Origin of the sequence: Bradyrhizobium denitrificans, from assembly GCF_013179005.1 — a bacterium.
Lineage (GTDB): Bacteria > Pseudomonadota > Alphaproteobacteria > Rhizobiales > Xanthobacteraceae > Bradyrhizobium > Bradyrhizobium denitrificans.
In genome coordinates this window covers 37,461-54,236 of record NZ_JABFDP010000037.1, presented here as the reverse complement: position 1 = coordinate 54,236, position 16,776 = coordinate 37,461, and the positions used below count along the sequence as shown (strand labels likewise).

The 16,776-nt window shown below is 63.9% G+C and carries 17 protein-coding genes; 6 read left to right on the top strand and 11 right to left on the bottom strand.

Annotation, left to right across the window (positions count from 1 at the left end):
• The first annotated feature begins 62 nt into the window (after nucleotides 1-62).
• The 5 genes from HL671_RS32595 to HL671_RS32575 all read left to right on the top strand — a co-directional run bounded on the left by HL671_RS32595 (nucleotide 63) and on the right by HL671_RS32575 (nucleotide 4,288).
• On the top strand, nucleotides 63-677 hold the full coding sequence (locus HL671_RS32595; protein WP_012043308.1) for a nitroreductase family protein: 615 nt from the start codon (nucleotides 63-65) through the stop codon (nucleotides 675-677).
• A gap of 268 nt (nucleotides 678-945) precedes the next feature.
• Nucleotides 946-2,241: an O-acetylhomoserine aminocarboxypropyltransferase gene (locus tag HL671_RS32590; protein WP_012043307.1), complete on the top strand. Its 1,296-nt coding sequence runs from the start codon at nucleotides 946-948 to the stop codon at nucleotides 2,239-2,241.
• A 3-nt stretch (nucleotides 2,242-2,244) separates the two neighbouring features.
• Complete coding sequence (locus HL671_RS32585; protein WP_172242229.1) at nucleotides 2,245-3,027, top strand: alpha/beta fold hydrolase; 783 nt, start codon at nucleotides 2,245-2,247, stop codon at nucleotides 3,025-3,027.
• A gap of 181 nt (nucleotides 3,028-3,208) precedes the next feature.
• Nucleotides 3,209-3,616 (top strand): BA14K family protein, encoded by a 408-nt coding sequence (locus HL671_RS32580; protein ID WP_012043305.1) that lies wholly within the window; start codon nucleotides 3,209-3,211, stop codon nucleotides 3,614-3,616.
• 123 nt (nucleotides 3,617-3,739) lie between these two features.
• On the top strand, nucleotides 3,740-4,288 hold the full coding sequence (locus HL671_RS32575) for a hypothetical protein (RefSeq protein WP_172242226.1): 549 nt from the start codon (nucleotides 3,740-3,742) through the stop codon (nucleotides 4,286-4,288).
• Between the two features lie 64 nt (nucleotides 4,289-4,352).
• Here the strand turns inward: HL671_RS32575 and cyoB are convergent, their stop codons facing one another.
• From cyoB to HL671_RS32535, 8 genes are all read right to left on the bottom strand, one after another.
• Nucleotides 4,353-6,353, bottom strand: a complete 2,001-nt coding sequence (cyoB, locus tag HL671_RS32570; protein WP_172242223.1) for a cytochrome o ubiquinol oxidase subunit I — start codon at nucleotides 6,351-6,353, stop codon at nucleotides 4,353-4,355.
• Nucleotides 6,354-6,365: 12 nt separating this feature from the next.
• Entirely contained in the window at nucleotides 6,366-8,132 is a 1,767-nt protein-coding gene (locus HL671_RS32565; protein ID WP_172242220.1) for an SDR family oxidoreductase, read from the bottom strand.
• A 138-nt stretch (nucleotides 8,133-8,270) separates the two neighbouring features.
• Nucleotides 8,271-9,179, bottom strand: a complete 909-nt coding sequence (locus HL671_RS32560; RefSeq protein WP_012043301.1) for a flagellin — start codon at nucleotides 9,177-9,179, stop codon at nucleotides 8,271-8,273.
• Between the two features lie 15 nt (nucleotides 9,180-9,194).
• Entirely contained in the window at nucleotides 9,195-10,952 is a 1,758-nt protein-coding gene (gene flgK, locus HL671_RS32555) for a flagellar hook-associated protein FlgK (RefSeq protein ID WP_172242217.1), read from the bottom strand.
• A 24-nt stretch (nucleotides 10,953-10,976) separates the two neighbouring features.
• Nucleotides 10,977-11,429 (bottom strand): hypothetical protein, encoded by a 453-nt coding sequence (locus HL671_RS32550; RefSeq protein WP_012043299.1) that lies wholly within the window; start codon nucleotides 11,427-11,429, stop codon nucleotides 10,977-10,979.
• 15 nt (nucleotides 11,430-11,444) lie between these two features.
• Complete coding sequence (locus HL671_RS32545) at nucleotides 11,445-11,714, bottom strand: hypothetical protein (RefSeq protein ID WP_012043298.1); 270 nt, start codon at nucleotides 11,712-11,714, stop codon at nucleotides 11,445-11,447.
• 2 nt (nucleotides 11,715-11,716) lie between these two features.
• Nucleotides 11,717-12,955, bottom strand: coding sequence for a flagellar hook protein FlgE (gene flgE, locus HL671_RS32540; protein WP_012043297.1), 1,239 nt, complete (start codon nucleotides 12,953-12,955; stop codon nucleotides 11,717-11,719).
• A 21-nt stretch (nucleotides 12,956-12,976) separates the two neighbouring features.
• A complete protein-coding gene (locus HL671_RS32535; protein WP_012043296.1) occupies nucleotides 12,977-13,642 on the bottom strand; it encodes a flagellar hook assembly protein FlgD in 666 nt (221 codons plus the stop codon).
• Here HL671_RS32535 and HL671_RS32530 point away from each other — a divergent pair.
• On the top strand, nucleotides 13,605-13,844 hold the full coding sequence (locus HL671_RS32530) for a hypothetical protein (protein ID WP_168167851.1): 240 nt from the start codon (nucleotides 13,605-13,607) through the stop codon (nucleotides 13,842-13,844). The genes HL671_RS32535 and HL671_RS32530 overlap by 38 nt on opposite strands.
• 257 nt (nucleotides 13,845-14,101) lie before the next feature.
• Here the strand turns inward: HL671_RS32530 and HL671_RS32525 are convergent, their stop codons facing one another.
• From HL671_RS32525 to fliD, 3 genes are all read right to left on the bottom strand, one after another.
• Nucleotides 14,102-14,374 (bottom strand): hypothetical protein, encoded by a 273-nt coding sequence (locus HL671_RS32525; RefSeq protein ID WP_012043295.1) that lies wholly within the window; start codon nucleotides 14,372-14,374, stop codon nucleotides 14,102-14,104.
• A 233-nt stretch (nucleotides 14,375-14,607) separates the two neighbouring features.
• Nucleotides 14,608-15,033 carry a flagellar export chaperone FliS gene (locus tag HL671_RS32520; protein ID WP_172242214.1) on the bottom strand — a complete coding sequence of 142 codons (426 nt, stop codon included), beginning with the start codon at nucleotides 15,031-15,033 and terminating at the stop codon, nucleotides 14,608-14,610.
• The gene (fliD, locus tag HL671_RS32515) at nucleotides 15,033-16,751 is read right to left on the bottom strand and encodes a flagellar filament capping protein FliD (protein WP_012043293.1); all 1,719 of its coding nucleotides are present in this window, start codon (nucleotides 16,749-16,751) and stop codon (nucleotides 15,033-15,035) included. The genes HL671_RS32520 and fliD overlap by 1 nt, the downstream gene beginning before the upstream one ends.
• Nucleotides 16,752-16,776 lie beyond the last annotated feature (25 nt).

The following is a 16,776-nucleotide window of genomic DNA, read 5'->3' as shown; positions in this document are numbered from 1 at the left end:
TTGTGCTCTGCAGCGAAGCCGAGCACGAGGCCCGATGACGAGCCTGAATGAAGGAGCCCACCTTGACCGACCACCTCCCGCCGACCGACCGCACCACCGAGCACCCGGCCCACCGCCTGTTCGTCGACCGCTGGTCGCCGCGCGGCTTCACCGACGAGGCGCTGCCCGAGTCGGCGCTTCTCACCTTCATCGAAGCGGCGCGCTGGGCGCCCTCCTCGTATAATTCGCAGCCCTGGCGCTTCCTCTACGCGCTGCGCGGCTCGGCACAGTTCGACACCTTCCTGGCGCCGCTGATCGAGTTCAACCGCGGCTGGGCGCAGCATGCCGCTGCCATCGTCTACGTGCTGTCGAAGAAGACCTTCATCCCGGCCGGCAAGACCGAGCCGGTGCCGGCCCGCACACATTCCTTCGACGCCGGCGCCGCCTGGGCCAATTTCGCCAACCAGGCCGCCCTGTCCGGCTGGGCCACCCACGGCATGAGCGGCTTCGATGTCGCTGCCGCGCAGGCGGCGCTCGGCGTGCCCGATGATTTCGCGGTGGAGATCGCGATCGCCGTGGGCCGCAAGGGCGACGGCGAGAAGCTACCGGCGATGCTGAAGGAGCGTGAGAAGCCAAGCCCGCGGCTTTCGATCGCCGAGATCGCCGCGTCAGGCCTATTCCCGAAGAGCTTCGGCTGAAGCCGATCAGCCGGTTTCGGCTGGCTCCTCCTAGACGGGGTAACGGGCCGACCACCCGGGCGGCACGCGAACGCGCTCCCAAATAGCGCAGGAGTGAGCGTGCCGCTCGGGTGGTCGGCCCGTTACCCCATCTACGATCCTGTTGAAACGGGTGTGGGCGCGCCGCATCTCGAACCAGGAGGCCCCCGGCGCTACCCCAGCTCCCGACGCTGACGACCGCCGCAATCTGTGGCACAACATGCGACCCGCCTGAAGAGAGTTGCCCCGCATGCCGCCGCCGAAACCGCCTGCCTTCGAGACCCTGAGCCTGCATGCGGGCCAGCAGCCGGATCCCGCGACCGGCGCCCGCGCGGTGCCGATCTATCAGACCACGTCCTACGTGTTCGACGATACCGAGCACGCCGCCGCGCTGTTCAATCTCGAACGCGCCGGCCACATCTATACCCGCATCTCCAACCCGACCACAGCCGTGCTCGAAGAGCGGCTGGCCGCGCTCGAAGGCGGCGTCGGCGCGATCTGCACCGCGAGCGGCCAGGCCGCGCTCCATCTCGCCATCGCCACGCTGCTCAATGCCGGCGACCACATCGTCGCCTCGTCCTCGCTCTATGGCGGCACCATCAATCTGCTTGCCCACACTCTGCCGCGCTTCGGCATCACCACGAGCTTCGTCAAGCCGCGTGACCTCGACGGCTTCCGCGCCGCGATCCAGCCGAAGACCAAGCTCGTCATCGGCGAGACGCTCGGCAATCCCGGCCTCGAGGTGCTGGACATTCCCAGGATCTCGGCCATCGCGCACGAAGCGGGCATTCCGCTCCTGATCGACAATACCTTCGCGACGCCCTATCTCAGCCAGCCGATCGCGCAAGGCGCCGATATCGTGATGCACTCGGCGACCAAATGGCTCGGCGGCCACGGCATCGCCATCGGCGGCGCCATCATCGATGGCGGCCGGTTCGACTGGCGTGCGTCCGGCAAGTTTCCGCAGCTCACCGAACCCTATGCCGGCTACCATGGCATCGTCTTCGACGAGCAGTTCGGCCCGGCCGCCTTCATCATGCGCGCCCGCACCGAGGGCCTGCGCGATTTCGGCGCCTGCCTGTCGCCGACCAACGCCTTCCATCTGCTGCAGGGCGTCGAGACCTTGCATCTGCGCATGGAGCGTCATGTCGCGAACACCAGCGCGGTGCTGGCCGCGCTGACGGCCAACAAGGCAGTCGACTGGGTGCTGCACCCGTCGCTGGAGACCCACCCGGATCATGCGCTGGCGAAGCAGCTGTTGCCGCGCGGCGCCGGCTCGATCATCTCGTTCGGCATCAAGGGCGGACGGCCTGCCGGGCGCAAATTCATCGAAAGCCTGAAGCTGATCAGCCATCTCGCCAATGTCGGCGACGCCAAGACCTTGGTAATCCATCCCGCCTCGACCACGCATCAGCAGATGGATGCGGCCCAGCTCGCTGCCGCCGGAATCGGCGAGGAGCTGATCCGGCTGTCGGTCGGCATCGAGGCGGTGTCAGACATCATCGACGATCTCGGACAGGCGCTGCGCGCCTCGCAGAAGGTGTGAGCGATGCAGCTGTCGATCAACGACCGCGACGTCTTCATTGCCACCGGCGGCCGCGCTTTCGAGCCCGCTTTGCCTGCCGTGGTCTTCGTGCATGGCGCAGGCTTCGATCATTCGGTCTGGGCGCTGCATAGCCGCTGGTTCGCCCATCACGGATTTGCGGTGCTGGTGCCCGATCTGCCCGGCCATGGCCGCTCCGCCGGGCCGGCGCTGCCGACCATTGCCGCGATGGCCGACTGGATCGATGCGCTGATGCAGGCGGTGAATGCCAGGCCCGCGCATCTGATCGGCCATTCGATGGGCTCGCTGATCGCGCTGGATGCGGCGGCACGTCACCCGGAGCGCGTCTCGGCGCTCAGCCTGATCGGCACCGCGGCCACCATGACGGTCGGACCTGATCTCCTGAAGGCCGCGGAGGCCAATGATCACGCCGCCATCGACATGGTCTCGATCTGGGGCCTCGGCTTTGCGGCCGAACTCGGCGGCAGCCGGGCGCCCGGGCTGTGGATGCATGGCAGCGCGCAAGCGACCCTGGAGCGCTGCGCGCCCGGGGTCCTGTTCAACGATCTCGCCGCCTGCAACACCTATCAGGACGCTCTGACGTCGGCAGCCAAGATCAAGGTGCCGACCCGCCTCATCCTCGGCGAGAAGGACATGATGACGCCGGTCAAGGCCGGCAAGGCGCTGGCAGCGGCGATTGCACAATCGCGCACGATCGTGTTGCCCGGTGCGGGACATACGATGATGGCGGAATGCCCGGATGCGCTGCTCGATGCGTTGATCGATTAGTGGAGCGCGTGTGGTCGAGCCGTTGGTGTAGGTGGATCCGCAGCGGCCTCCCGCAGGGCCGCTGCGGCGTTGTGACCGCGATGCGACCTTGTGCCACCGATACGGCGGCAGCATGACGCGGAACGGGCAGTTGTGGCGGAACGTTGCTCCCAATATCTGAAGGTCAGAAAGGAGCACGCAGATGCAGCTGCGCAAACTTTTGACGATCGCCGCCATCGGCACCATCACACTGTCTGCCGTGACGCCATTGGCGGCGGCACCTTTGCTGCCGAACAATCCGGCCGCACCCGCCCGGGCCGTCGACGGCCTGCAGCAGGTGCAATACCGCCATTGGCGCGGCGGGCACGATTGGCATCCCGGCCTCGGTCGCCGTCACGGCTACCAATACGGCTACCGGCATCATCACCACGGCTCCGGCGCGGCCGTGCTTGGCGGCCTCGCGGCCGGCGCGATCATCGGTGGCGCCATTGCCAACAGCCGTGCGCAGGCCAGCGAGTCCCAGGTCTCCTGCGCGCAGCGTTATCGATCCTATGATCCGGCCTCGGGCACCTATCTTGGCAAAGACGGGCGCCGTCATGTCTGCCGGTAGAGGAACTCAAACGTCGCCGCGTTCATCGACACATGTGGCGCGACAATCGGTCCGCCTTGAGAACTGAAACCAGGCTTCTGTCGTTCGGTTTGAGCAAGACCCAACACCTCGGGAGAAATCAGAATGATGACCTTCAAGGCCGCCGCGACCATGGCTGCCGCCGGCGCGATCTCTTTGTCCACGCTGCAATCGGTCTCCGCAGCGCCGCTCACCGCGGTGTCAGCGGCCGCGAAACCGGCTGAAACCTCGCACGCCGTCCAGGTCGGCTATCGGGGCTGGCACCATGGTGGCTGGGGCGGCGGTGCGGCGATCGGAGCCGGCCTGCTGGCTGGTGCCGTGATCGGATCGGCGATTGCGGCACCGAACTATTATGGCGGCTATGCGCCCTACCCGTCATACGGTTACGGCGGCTACCGCTACGCAAGCTCCCCGTATTACGGCTATGGCGGCTACTACCCGGTGCACGCCTATCGTCCGTATTACGGCGGCTATGGCTACAGCTACGCGCCCCGCCCGCTCTATCGCAGCTATGGCTATTCCTATGGGCCGCGGCCGTGGCGGCACAGCTACGGTTACTATCGCGGTCCGGGCTGGGGTCATCACCATGGCTGGCATGGCGGCCGTCACTTCGGCCACGGTCATGGCGTGATCCGCACCCATCATCATTGGTGACATGATCGCGTGAAGTCGTGGCAGCGGCGCGAGCGGTCGGTCCGCCGCACCGCTGCCATTCACTTCACGTGCCGTGCGCCGCGGACGATAATCCCTGCCGCGCTTCAATGATGCCGCGGTCAATCCGGGCGACCTCTGCTGCTGGAATCACATACTCTTCGTGATCGCGCCAGGCGAACGCGACGAATGTCGCGACGGCCCCTGTTGCACCGAGCGCCACCATCCACCAGATGTGCCAGATCAACGCAAAGCCCATGATCGTGGCGAAGAAGGCGCAGACAAGGCCGGTGGGAGAATTTCTCGGCAGCTCAATGTCCTCATAGTCCCTTTCTCTGGTCTGGAGCTGCTGGTTTTTGGCGTTTTCCTTGATCCGCCAATACGCGTCCTGCCCGGTGACATTCGGCAGCACCGCGAAATTGAACACCGGCGGCGGCGACGATGTCGCCCATTCCAGCGAGCGGCCGTCCCAGGGGTCGCCGGTGGTGTCGCGCAGATGTTCCCGGTCGCGGATGCTGAACACGAGTTGGAGGATTTGAAGAACGACACCGATCGCGAGCAACGCCGTGCCGAAGGTCGCCGCGGCCAGCCAGGGCCGCCATTCGGCGACATCGTAGTGCTGCATGCGCCGGGTCATGCCGAGCAGCCCCACGACGTAGAGCGGCATGAAGGTCATGTAGAAGCCGATCAGGGTGAACCAGAAAGCCGCCTTGCCCCAGCTTTCATACAGACGGAAGCCGAACGCCTTCGGAAACCAGTAGGTGACGCCGGCAAAGACGCCGAACAGGACTCCGCCGATGATCACGTTGTGGAAGTGGGCCACTAAGAAAAGACTGTTGTGCAACAGGAAATCCGCCGGCGGCACCGCGACGAGCACCCCGGTCAATCCACCGATCATGAACGTGATCATGAAGCCGATCGACCACAGCATCGGCGTCGTGAACCGCACCCGGCCGCCATACATCGTGAACAGCCAATTGTAGATCTTCACCCCCGTGGGCACCGCGATGATCATGCTGGCAACGCCGAAGATCGCGTTGACGTCCGGCCCCGCGCCCATCGTGAAGAAATGATGCAGCCAGACCATGAAGGAGACGACGCAGATCGCCATCGTCGCCAGCACCATCGATCGATAGCCGAACAGCGATTTGCTGGAGAACGTCGCAACCACTTCCGAGTAGATGCCGAAGGCCGGCAGCACCAGAATGTAGACCTCGGGATGGCCCCAGGCCCAGATCAGGTTCATGAACATCATCATGTTGCCGCCGGCCTCGTTGGTGAAGAAGTGGAAGCCGAAATAGCGATCGAGCATCAACATCGTCAGCGTCGCCGTCAGGATCGGAAACGCCGCAACGATCAGCAGATTGGCGGCCAGCGTGGTCCAGCAGAACATCGGCATGCGCAGATAGCTCATGCCCCGAGTACGCAGCTTGAGCACGGTCGTGACGAGGTTGATACCGCTGACGAGCGTCCCTACCCCGGAGATCTCGAGCGCCCAGATATAATAATCGACACCGACGCCAGGCGAATAGGTGAGCTCCGACAGCGGCGGGAACGGCAGCCAGCCGGTGCGGGCGAACTCGCCGACCACGAGCGAGACGTTGACCAGCAACGCACCGGTCGCGGTAAGCCAGAATCCCACGGAGTTCAGGGTCGGAAAGGCAACGTCGCGGACACCGAGTTGCAGCGGCACGACGAGATTCATCAGCCCGACCACGAACGGCATCGCCACGAAGAAAATCATGATCGTGCCATGCGCGGAAAAGATCTGGTTGTAATGCTCCGGCGGCAGGTAACCGTTGGAATGGAAAGCGACGGCCTGCTGCGTGCGCATCATGATGGCGTCAGTGCCGCCGCGCAGCAGCATGACGAAAGCGAGCAGGATGTACATCACCCCGATCCGCTTATGGTCGACGCTGGTGATCCATTCACGCCAGAGATAGGGGAAATACCCCTTGGCAAACACCCAGATGAGGACGCCCAGAATAGCAACCAGCACCAGACCGGCGGCGACGAGTGGAATGGGCTGGCCCAACGGTATCGCCGACCAATCGAGCTTGCCGAGCATGCAGCCTCCAGATCAACGGTGCGCGCGGGCGCGCGGCGCGGACGATGGACGACGACGTGCGAGCAGCATCAATGCGATCCCGCCGATGCCGACAGCCAGTCCGATCCTGCTGAGTTGACCGGCCGGCGGCAGCTTCTTGCGGCCGAGCCAGCCGCCGCTCACCGCAGTGCCGGCCGCGATCGGTGCAAGCACCGCGCCGGTGCTGCGCGGCGCGCTGTTGGCTCGCGACAACAGAAAGCGGAACGCTGTGCTCATCAGTTGCTCGGTCGGGCGGCGGGCCAGCGCATAGGAAATCTGGCCGAGCCGTGCCGGCCAGCCGACAGCGACCTCGTCGCGCGGCGTCCGAACCAATTGCACGAACGTCTCAGCGACGTCCTCGGGGCGATACAGCAGCGGCCCCGGATCCAAGGTGCGGCCGGACACATTGGCGCCGTGGACAAAACCGGGCGTGTCCACCATGGCAGGAAATACACTGCAGACGTGAACATCCTTGTGAGCGGTGAGTTCCTGGCGCAGGCTGGCCGAGAAGCCACGCAGGCCGAACTTGCTTGCCGTATAGGCCGCGGCGAACGGTGTCGGCGCCCAGCCGCCCAACGAAATGTTGTTGATCAGGGTTCCCCGCCGCTGCCGCAGGAAGATGGGCAGCACCGCATAGGCGCCGTTCATCGTGCCGAGCAGATTCACCTCGACGGTCTTGCGATGCAGCGCCATATCGGCATCTTGATAAGGACCGAACACGCCGGTCCCTGCATTATTGATCCAGACATCGACGCCGCCGAACGTCCGCACAGCCTGTTCGGCCAATCGTTTGACCGCATCGGCGTCGGTGACGTCGGTGGCAACGGCGATGGCCCGGCCCCCGAGCGTCTCGCATTCGAGCGCCACATCCTTCAAGACATTCTCGCGCCGCGCAGCCAGCACGACACTTGCACCCTCGCGTGACAAAGCGAGCGCCGTGGCACGGCCAATGCCGCTGGACGCGCCGGTGACCACGACGCGGGTTCCGCGCAGATCTCGCATCAGCCTGCGCGCTTCGGGGGCAGAATCCAGAAGCCAGCCAAGCGAGGCCCGCAATCGCTGCGTGCCGCCAGTATCGAACCAGCGGCCATGGGCAAAGATGACGCGCTCGGGCGCCAGCGTGATCAGCCGGGCCGCTGCAAGCCGGACGGCGCGGCCGCCGAGCCGCAACACCAACCTCAGATAGGCCGGAGCCTTGCCGTCCGGCGCCGTGATTCCGAGCAGACGCGCCACGGTGCGCCGCACCGCCCCGAGACCTTCCGGGGCCAGATTCTGCACGAGATCGGTCAGGATGAGCGTACGGCTGGGCCGGTGGAACAGCTCGACCTCCGAGAACAGCGGCGCAGAAATCAGCACGATCTGCAGATCCTGCGACCAGGCATCCGGCGTCACATCGGTCAGTTCGCGATCGATCCGCAGCCCGCTGCGGCGGACCTGCGCGCGCCGCGCAAGGCCCGGCGCGGCGTAAACTTGGGCATTCGGCAGGGCCGCCTGCCAGTCCCGAAGAAACATCCAATGCGCGACGTTCGGGGCGAGCAGATATTTGATTGGACCGAGCCGCTCCAGCTCCTCCCGCAAGGCGTGGGAAAATCGTGTTGGCGAATGCAGCAGCAGGTCACCGCTCGACAGCCGTATCACCACCATTCGAATTGGCAGCGGCACACCAGCGGCGCTGATGCGGCCGGCATCGACGATCCACACATTGTCTGCGACCGACCGCAAGCCATGGCCGGCGCTTCGAGGCTGAGTTGCTTGGTCCATGCGAGGTCCACCGACGGGTTGCCCGTCAACAAACCTCCGGGAGCCGTCATGGTTTCAATCGGCGGCGCTCAGGTTCCAGATATATGTGCTGCCTGGGTCGAGTAAGGGACAGTCAGGGATCGCCATGACCTCCCCGGATCAACGCAGGTAGCTTGCCAGGTTCAGGCTCTGGATCTTAGAGATGGCGGTATAGGACGCCGTGAGCTGGGCCTGATAGGTGGACAGCTGCGCCGTCACCGCAGCCACATCGACGCTGGTCAGGTCCGTCGCGAGGCTCTCGGCATAGCTCTTGAAATCGGTCTGCTCCGATTTCGCGCTCTCGATCCGAGAGGCGGCATCGGACAGCTTGGCCTGCACGGTTGCGACGTCGTCGACGGCCTGGTCCGCCAGCGTCAGCGCCGAGCTGATATCCGTGGACGACAGGGTCGAGCTGTTGGCGACGAATTTGAGCACCCGCATCACCTCCTCGAAGGCCGAATTGTCGGCCGTGACGCCATAGGTCACGGCCGCGCCTCCGGACACCCGAGCAGACGCAAGCTCGTCGTCACCTTTATAATAGCTGGTATCCGGTGTCGCCAGCGATCCCGCTCCGGAGGCGAACGTCGAGGTATCGACAGCGGCTGTCGACGTCCGTGCGCCACCGAACAGATATTGTCCGTCATATTGGGTGTTCAGAATGCCGGCCATCTGCTGCAGCAATTGCTGCGCCGAGCTGATCGCCGACGTGGTTCCGGTGCTGCTGCCGGAGCTGGCGGCGCTCAGGGCCGACCGCAGCTGGCTGACAATATCGGACACCTGCCCGACGGCGGAATACATCACCTGCACTTTGCTATCGGCCAAGGTCGCCGCATCGATATAGGACTGCGCGCGCGTGACCGACACCTGCAGATTCACCACATGCTGCGTATCGGCGCCATACCCGGCCAGGTACTCCGTCTTGAGCCCGGAGGCCTCTTGCACCTGCATATCGGCCATGGTGGCCTGCGTGCGCAGCGCGCTCGAAATCATCTGGTCGGAGTTTGCGAAGGTCGCGACCCGCATCGTCATGTTACACGCTCCGGATCAAGTCGATTGCACGGCAGTGAGCAGCGACGAGAACATGCTGTTGACCACGGAGATCAGCTGCGACGCCGCCGCGTATTTGTTTTGCAGCGAACTCACGCGCGCGGTCTCCTCGTCGATATTCACGCCCGACTGCGACGACAGCGAGCTCGCATAGCTGGCTTGGGCGGTCGATTTGGCAGTATAGTTACTCGACGCCTGGGTTGCCTTGCTTGCCACATTGGCGACGATCGCTGCGGCATAATCGGCGAACGAGCCGGTGGTCGCGCTCAGGCCTCCCGCAGACGAGAAGCTCGTCGAGCCGGTCAGCTTGTCATAGAGCTGGTTGATGATCGTGGCCGAGCCGGACGTCAGCACCTGGCTGCCGGTGGTCAATGTGGCCGAATTGTCGAGGGTTCCAGTCGGCAGTCCGGCGGCACCGCTGAGAATACTGCTGTCGACGGCGAAATTGGCGGCGCCTGTGCCGGTGACGAGGTCATTCATCCCGAAATACTCGGAAAAACCGCCCCCGCCGACCGAACTCGTCATGTCGTTGATCGCGATGCCGTTGGACGACGATGTCGCGCTGATCGACAGGTATCCGCTCGAATCGAGCGAGGCGGACACACCGGAAATGCCGTTGAGTGCCGTCACCAGATCGCCGACCGTGGCGTAGGACGACAGATCGAGGTCCTTGTACGAGACGAGATTGCCGCTCTGATCGGCTACCGCGATCCGCACCGTTCCGGACGCCGCCAGCGCGGTTGTACTGCTCACGCTGGCAGAGCCGGTCAGGCTGGTCGGCGGCGGAACCGCCGACGCGCCGTTGGTGATCGCGTTCAGCGCCGATTTCAGCTCCGTGGCAAGCTGATCAAGCTGCGTCTGCGTCGCCGGCAGGGTTTGGTCGCGCAACGTGATCAATGCGCCGATCTTGCCGGACGTGATCTGCGACGTGACATCCACGCCGTCGACCATGATGCCGCTGAAGCCGCCAGACGAATAGCTCGACGACGCCGAGACATTCGCGGACGCGGTATAGCTCAGCGTGTGCGCCGAGCTGTCGACGAGAGCACGCCCCGACGACGTATAGACCTGAAGGTCGCCGTTCGAGGCGGTATAGTAGCTGACGTTCATATAGGACGACAGGTCCTGCAGCGCGGAGTTGCGCTGGTCCTCGAGATCTGCCGTCGACTGCCCGGCCGCCGCCATCTTGCGGATCTGGACATTCAGATCCGCAATCTGCTGCAGATCATCGTTCACGCTTTTGACCGAGGAGGCGATGTCCTTGTCGGAATTCGCACGCAGACTCTGCACGCCGCTCGACGTGCTGCGCAGCTGACTCGCAAAGTCATCGAGCGCACTGACCGCGGCCGATTGCAGCGACACGCTGCTCGGCGAACTTGCCAGCGACGACAACGCCGATTCCAGCGATGCCAGCGCGTTCGCCAGCGACGTTCCGGTCGTCGAGGTCCCAGATGTCGACGCGCTGCCGAACAGCTGCTGCAGCTGCTCCAGATAGCTGTTGGTCGTGTCGGCGGCACCGAGCTCCGAATTGGCGCCGATCAGCGATTTCAGCAGCAGCTTGTCGACGTTGCTCGATATGCCGGTAATCGAAACGCCGGTTCCGACGCCGCCTGTAACGGTCGCGACCTGATTCGCCAACTTTTCCGTGTAGCCTTTGGTGTCGGCATTCGAGATATTCGACGACGCCACACTGATCTGCAGCTCCGTGGCGGAGATGCCGCTGAAGGCGACAAGACGGGCTATATCGAGCGACATCGTCCCCACTCCCCTCGAATTGCTTCAAGCTCTGACGTTGGTTCCGCAGGACGTCGCCCGCACCGTGCGCCGTCCACTCGCGCCATAGGGCGACACGTTCGCGATCTGCTCGCGGATCGCCTGCATCACGGCCTCGATGCGCCTGTTGCTCGCCTCGATGGCCGCGCGCAGCCGAACGAGGTTCTCATCCATCGCAAAGCGCAGGTTGAGAATATGCTCCAGGAGCTGCTCGCGCAGCACGCGGTCCTTTACGTCGAGCGCAGCGGTCCGCGCGGCGCACTCGGCCACCCGTTGCTCGAAGATGCCGGCCAGCCTGTTCTTGTCGTCGAGCTGCTTCGATCGCGACGCGGGCAGCCCCTTGGCGAGCTCGACATTCTCCTCCGCAACGACCGCGATCAATTCGTCGATCAGCGCAATCAAGGCCCGGACCTCGTCCTCGCTTGCGGCCGTTTGAGGAACCTCAACCTTCTGTCTCATGCTGTCGCTCCAATCTCAATGCTCACGCGGCGGACGTCGGCCCGCCTGGGCGACGCGCGCGTAGGTGTTCAGGGCGGTGACGCGGACCGCGGCGATCCGAAACTCTTCCTCGAGCTGCGCGCATTCGCGCAACAGCTTGCGTCGGATCGCCTCGATATCGTCCATCAGCGCCAGAAGCTGCGCGCGGTCATCCTTGCCAGCAGCAGCCGCGCGCAGCTTCAGCCGCCGCAGCTTCTTCAACAGCGCCTCGCCCTCGCCGAGCCGCTCCCTCTTCACGTCGGCCATGCTCACCTCATCGACGAGATCAGGGTGTCGTACATCTTGTTGACGGCCGAAATCACCTGCGAGGCAGCCGAATAGGCCTGCTGAGCCGAGATCATGTTGCTGAACTGACCGGTGGTGTCCGTCGTGCTGGATTCAAGCTCGCTGCCATAGATGGTTCCCGCCCCGTTCTCGCCCGACGCCTGCAAGGTCGCATTTCCCGACGTCGCAGTAGCGGTGTACATGCCGTTCGAATGCGCAACGAGACCGTTCGGATCAGCGAAAGTCGCCACCGCGATCTTGTAGATCGGAACGGTTTGGCCGTTGGAATAGGTCGCCTCGACGAGGCCGTTCTTGCCGACCGAAATGCTGCTCAGCGTACCGAAGGATATGCCGTCGGAATTGGCGCTGAAGTTGGACACGCTGGGTGTTGTGCTTCCGGACGCCAGCTGGGTCAGACCGTCGGTACCGCCCCCGGTGGTCCCGAAGCTGAGCGCGATCGAGCTCGCCGCAGCGCCGTTGTTCCAGGTGATGCCGAGATTGGTCGAGGAGACGGTGCTGAGCGAACCGTCGGAATTGAAATTGATCGTATAGGTGCCGCTGGTGACCGTGCCGTCGGATGCAGTGGCTGGCGCGAAGCTGGCGGTCCATTCATTCGCCGTTGTCCCCTTGGTCCAGGTGACGTTGAGCGTATGCGATTGCCCCAGCGAGTCGTACACGGTCATCGAGCTGCTGAACGTGTCGCCGCTGGCTGCATCGGCCGGCAGGTTGGCTGCGAGCGAGGTCTTGGTGGTCGCTCCGCCATTGGTCAACGCCACCTTGGTGTTGACCGGCTCCAGGCCGCTGCCGACGACATTGCCGCTCGCATCGGTCCGCCAGCCTTCGAGATAATAGCCGTTGTTCTCGAGATAGCCGGCATTGTCGGTGGTGAAGGCGCCATTGCGTGTATAGAAGGTCTCGCCGCCGGCCGAGGTGGAGTCAGTTGCGACGAAGAAGCCGGAGCCCTGAATTGCGACGTCGGTCGCGTTCGTGGTGGTAGCCAGGAGTCCCTGCTGAGTGATGTTTGTTCGGCTGGAGACAGACACGCCGCCGGAGGAATAGGCCTTCGAGTTGCTCGAGGCGGTCACAAGCTGCTCGAACAGGCCAGACGTCGTCTTGTAGCCGGTCGTGTCGGCGTTGGAGATGTTGTCGCTGATCATGGCTAGCGACGAGCTCTGCGCGTTCAGCGCCGAGATGGCCGAGGACAGGGCTCCAGAGAGACTCATGATTTTACTCCGAATGACACGTCAGGAGGTGACGCCGATGATGTTGCTCGCACTGACCGGAACGCCACCGACGGTGAGCGACGGCGTGCTGGTCGAGGTATCGATGCCGGTCACCGTGCCGGTGATCGTCGTGTAGTTGAGGACCGAATTGCCCGCGGAGTCGGTTGCGGTGACGGAGATCGTGTATTGGCCGCCGTCGCTCAGCTGGTTGCCTTGAGAATCGGTGCCATCCCAGGTGATCGAGTTCGCCCCTTTGTTTCCGGTCCCCGTCCCGGTCCACACCGTGTTTCCTGAGGAGTCCTTGATCGAGATCGAGACGTTCGATGCGGCCGAGGACAGCGAGTAGCCGAAGGTGGCGGAGCCGTTGGAGAGAACGGCGGTGTCCGTTTTTGCCTCGACGGTGTGACCGATGTAGTTGACGGAGTTCAGCGTCACCAGGCTCGAGAACGAGCTGGCGAGGGAGTTCATGCTGGTGTTGAGCGACTGCTGTGACGTGTAGTTGGCATAAGACGTCATCTGGTTGACGAAGTCGGTCACGCTCGTTGCATTCAGCGGATCCTGGTTCTGCAGCTCGCTCACGAGCAGCTGAAGGAAGTCGCTGGAGCTCAACGTCGTCCGAGACGAGTCGCTCGTTGATGAGGTCGATGAGGTGGTCGTTGCAGACGAACTCGCCGCAGAAACGGTCATGATAGAACTCCGGCTCTCACCGATCGGCGCGGTGGGACACAGCTCACGCCCGAACGTCGTCGGGGCGTCTGCTGATCAAACGGCCGTCGCGCCAAATTCAGGCGCGCAAAATGAGAGGGAATTATTTGATCTCACGGCAGAATTTGCCGCCGCTCAGTTGTGCAAGGGCGGCAAAAAACGCCGGGCGCAGCGGCGCGGCTGACAGGACCTGATCGGCCGGCGAGAGGGACGGTCGGGTCGCTGCTCGTGTTCGACAGCGGACACAGCATGCGATCATGTTCGCAGACAGGTCTCAGGCACCGCCGAACAACCGCGACGGCGAACGCCTGCGCCGGCAGCGGCGCACGTCTTCCGCATGATCCGATGGAAAGCTGGATCTATGATGTGGGACGATTGCACCGGGGCGCAAACGCCGGCCGGCCACTCAGCGCTCGATCCGAGCTTGCGGGCCGGCGCGGCTCAACCCGGCTGATGGACATCCGCAGGCGACGCGGTCGCCTCTTCCGCCGCCAAGCGGCCGGCAGTTGCAACGATACGATCAGCGAGACCAGAGGGCGCGCGGACCGGGGCTGACGACAGGGCTTGGCGGATCAGGCGCGCTTCCGACAGCAGCCGGGCAGCATCAGGCGATGCAGCAAGCAGATCGGCCGCGGCGCGGCGCTGCACATCAGGCCATTGGGAGATGTCCTCTCCCAGGCGGTCGATCAGATCCTCGAATTCCCTGACGTCCATCGTCCGCCCGATCCAGCGTGTCTGGGATCGTCATAAACCATTCTGTAGCTGGACGAAATTGATATTGCCGGACCGCGACAATGCAGCTGCGCGATGCAGCTGGATTTCCGTATTTCCCGGGGGTCCTATGCAGCACATGCTGCTTTCGATACCGCCAATCCGAGCCGGACAGCTCCTGTTTCCCTCGGTTTCGCAATGTGTCCCGCGGTGCAGCGCAGCTGATTCGCCTCAGCTCACCCTCGTTTCGGCGAATCACCCGCCCGCGATCCTGTCCGCGCCCTCATGTCGACCGCCTCCCAGGACTCGCGTAGCTCCGTCACCCCCGCCATGATGCGCAGGAAGTTCTCGCGCATCCCCGGCCGGCCGTAGGCGCGCAGGGCGGCCACAATCAGCGCATTGTAGGTCTCGAACAGGCGTTCTGCGACGGCGCCGCCGCGGGTCGGGTCCAGATGCAGGCTCAGCCCGCGCAGGATCGCGGTGGCGCGGGTCAGATGTGCATGCCCCTCCTCGAAACGCCGTGCCTCCTGGGCCTGAAGACACTTCTGGAGGTACGTCACCGTCCCGTTGAGAAGCATGATGACCGCGCGCACCGGGGGAACCGTGACGGCCGCGCCGCGATAGGCCTGAGTGGCCAAATGTGCCATCGGATTCTGGGTCATCAGTTACTCGAACTCGCGTTGAGAAGGGCTTTCAGATAGGTCAGCGTGTTGTTGGCGCTCTCGATGGCCGCCTGGTACTTGGCGTATTGCGCCGTGAGCTGGGTCTGATACGTCGCAGCCGCGCTCTTGATGTCATCGACCTTCGCCTGCAGCGTCTCGTCGCGCGACGTGAGATTGTCGATCAGCGTCTGCAGCGATCCGGTGGTCGACGAGGCTGTCTTGGCAAATTGGTAGATCTGCGTCGCCAGCCCCTGGGTGGAGGTCACCGTGATCGACTGCGAGGTCGAGCCGGTATAGGTGAAGGCCATGCCCGCATAGGCCGTCCCGGAATTGCCGACGATCGTGTTGCCGCTGACGGTGAACAGGGAGCTGTCGCCGCCGACCGAGGCCGCCGTGAGATTGCCCGACGAATCCACCGTGAGATCCAGCGTGAAGGATTGCGGCGACGTTCCGGTATTCACGACGCTGAGCTGGCTGGACGACGTCTTGGTCTGGGCCGACAGCAATGTGGTGACACCGCTCAGATTGGTGCTGAGGATCGTCGACAAGGTGCCCGTGTCGAGCTCAAGCTCATTCTTCTCGTTGAAGGACAGGCCGAGATCCGCCATCGTCAGACCGCCGACCGAGGTTCCCAGCACATCCTGGAGCGTGTTCATGATGTCGCGCATGGTGCCGTCGCCGAACAGCACCGCGCTCGAGGCCGCGGTGCCATCCGAATTCGTCGTCTGCTGCGCGATCACCGCATCACGGAAAGCATTATAGTTGGTGACGAATGTTTGCAGCGCCGACGAAATCTGGCTGGTATCTGTGCCGATGCTGATGTTGAGTGTCGTTCCGGACGGTGTCGCCTGCAGAAGATCGAAGGTGACGCCGCTGAGAACGTCGGTGATGTCGTTAGTGTTGCGGGTCAGGCTGATTCCGTCGAGCGTGAACTCCGCCGCCTGCGCGGTCTGCAGCACGGTGGCGAAAGCGCCGGAGCTGTCAGTCACCCCGAGCTTGTTGAGGATGTCATCGCCGGACGAGCTGGAATAAGTAATGTCGGCGGCATCCTCCGTGCCGGTCAGCACCAGCTCGTATGACCCGCTCGAGACCTGAACGATGGACGCCTCGACATTCGTCGTTGAGGTCTGGGCATTGACCGCGTCGACGACGTCCTGCAGCGACATGTCGCTCGTGACCGTGATGTCGGCGGTGGTGCCGCCCGACAGGCCAAGCGAGAACGTTCCGGAATAGCCGAGCGCCGTGGTCTGGCTGGATTGGGTCGTTCCGGCAACCTTGTGCGCGGTGGCGATCTGGCTGATAGTCAGGGTGTGGCTGCCGGTCGCCGCACCATTGTTTACCGACATCGAGAGGGCCGACGACGCGCTGACGTCCCCCGTCGCACTGATCGTGGCCGCCCGGGTCGCGAAGACGTTGGTCGCGAGCGAGTTCACCATCGAGGTAGCCAGCGACGACAAGCCTGAAGACAACGTCTTCAACGCGGTCTGCAGCGTCTGATAGGCCGTGATCTTCGCCTCGTTCGACGTGATCTTGGTCGAGATCTGCGTCGCCTGGGTGAGCTTGGCGTCGACGGCGGATTGGATCAGAGCAGTCCAGTCGATCGTGCTCGTGGTGCTCGTTCCCGACGTTGTGAGCGAACTGCTCGAACTCGTCGTCGACGAGGAGGAAGACGACGACGTCGTGCTGCTCGTGCTTGAGGTCGCGCTGCTCACCGTCATTCGTCGACATCCTCCGAGGGAGAGG

What these genes read in the sequence shown, in the direction of transcription:
- flgK (WP_172242217.1), bottom strand. Translation starts at nt 10,952, where the DNA reads ATGTCGCTCGATATAGCCCGTCTTGTCGCCTTCAGCGGCATCTCCGCC.
- HL671_RS32565 (WP_172242220.1), bottom strand. Translation starts at nt 8,132, where the DNA reads ATGGACCAAGCAACTCAGCCTCGAAGCGCCGGCCATGGCTTGCGGTCG.
- HL671_RS32580 (WP_012043305.1), top strand. Translation starts at nt 3,209, where the DNA reads ATGCAGCTGCGCAAACTTTTGACGATCGCCGCCATCGGCACCATCACA.
- HL671_RS32545 (WP_012043298.1), bottom strand. Translation starts at nt 11,714, where the DNA reads ATGGCCGACGTGAAGAGGGAGCGGCTCGGCGAGGGCGAGGCGCTGTTG.
- HL671_RS32590 (WP_012043307.1), top strand. Translation starts at nt 946, where the DNA reads ATGCCGCCGCCGAAACCGCCTGCCTTCGAGACCCTGAGCCTGCATGCG.
- HL671_RS32525 (WP_012043295.1), bottom strand. Translation starts at nt 14,374, where the DNA reads ATGGACGTCAGGGAATTCGAGGATCTGATCGACCGCCTGGGAGAGGAC.
- cyoB (WP_172242223.1), bottom strand. Translation starts at nt 6,353, where the DNA reads ATGCTCGGCAAGCTCGATTGGTCGGCGATACCGTTGGGCCAGCCCATT.
- fliD (WP_012043293.1), bottom strand. Translation starts at nt 16,751, where the DNA reads ATGACGGTGAGCAGCGCGACCTCAAGCACGAGCAGCACGACGTCGTCG.
- HL671_RS32560 (WP_012043301.1), bottom strand. Translation starts at nt 9,179, where the DNA reads ATGACGATGCGGGTCGCGACCTTCGCAAACTCCGACCAGATGATTTCG.
- HL671_RS32520 (WP_172242214.1), bottom strand. Translation starts at nt 15,033, where the DNA reads ATGACCCAGAATCCGATGGCACATTTGGCCACTCAGGCCTATCGCGGC.
- flgE (WP_012043297.1), bottom strand. Translation starts at nt 12,955, where the DNA reads ATGAGTCTCTCTGGAGCCCTGTCCTCGGCCATCTCGGCGCTGAACGCG.
- HL671_RS32575 (WP_172242226.1), top strand. Translation starts at nt 3,740, where the DNA reads ATGATGACCTTCAAGGCCGCCGCGACCATGGCTGCCGCCGGCGCGATC.
- HL671_RS32535 (WP_012043296.1), bottom strand. Translation starts at nt 13,642, where the DNA reads ATGACCGTTTCTGCGGCGAGTTCGTCTGCAACGACCACCTCATCGACC.
- HL671_RS32585 (WP_172242229.1), top strand. Translation starts at nt 2,245, where the DNA reads ATGCAGCTGTCGATCAACGACCGCGACGTCTTCATTGCCACCGGCGGC.
- HL671_RS32550 (WP_012043299.1), bottom strand. Translation starts at nt 11,429, where the DNA reads ATGAGACAGAAGGTTGAGGTTCCTCAAACGGCCGCAAGCGAGGACGAG.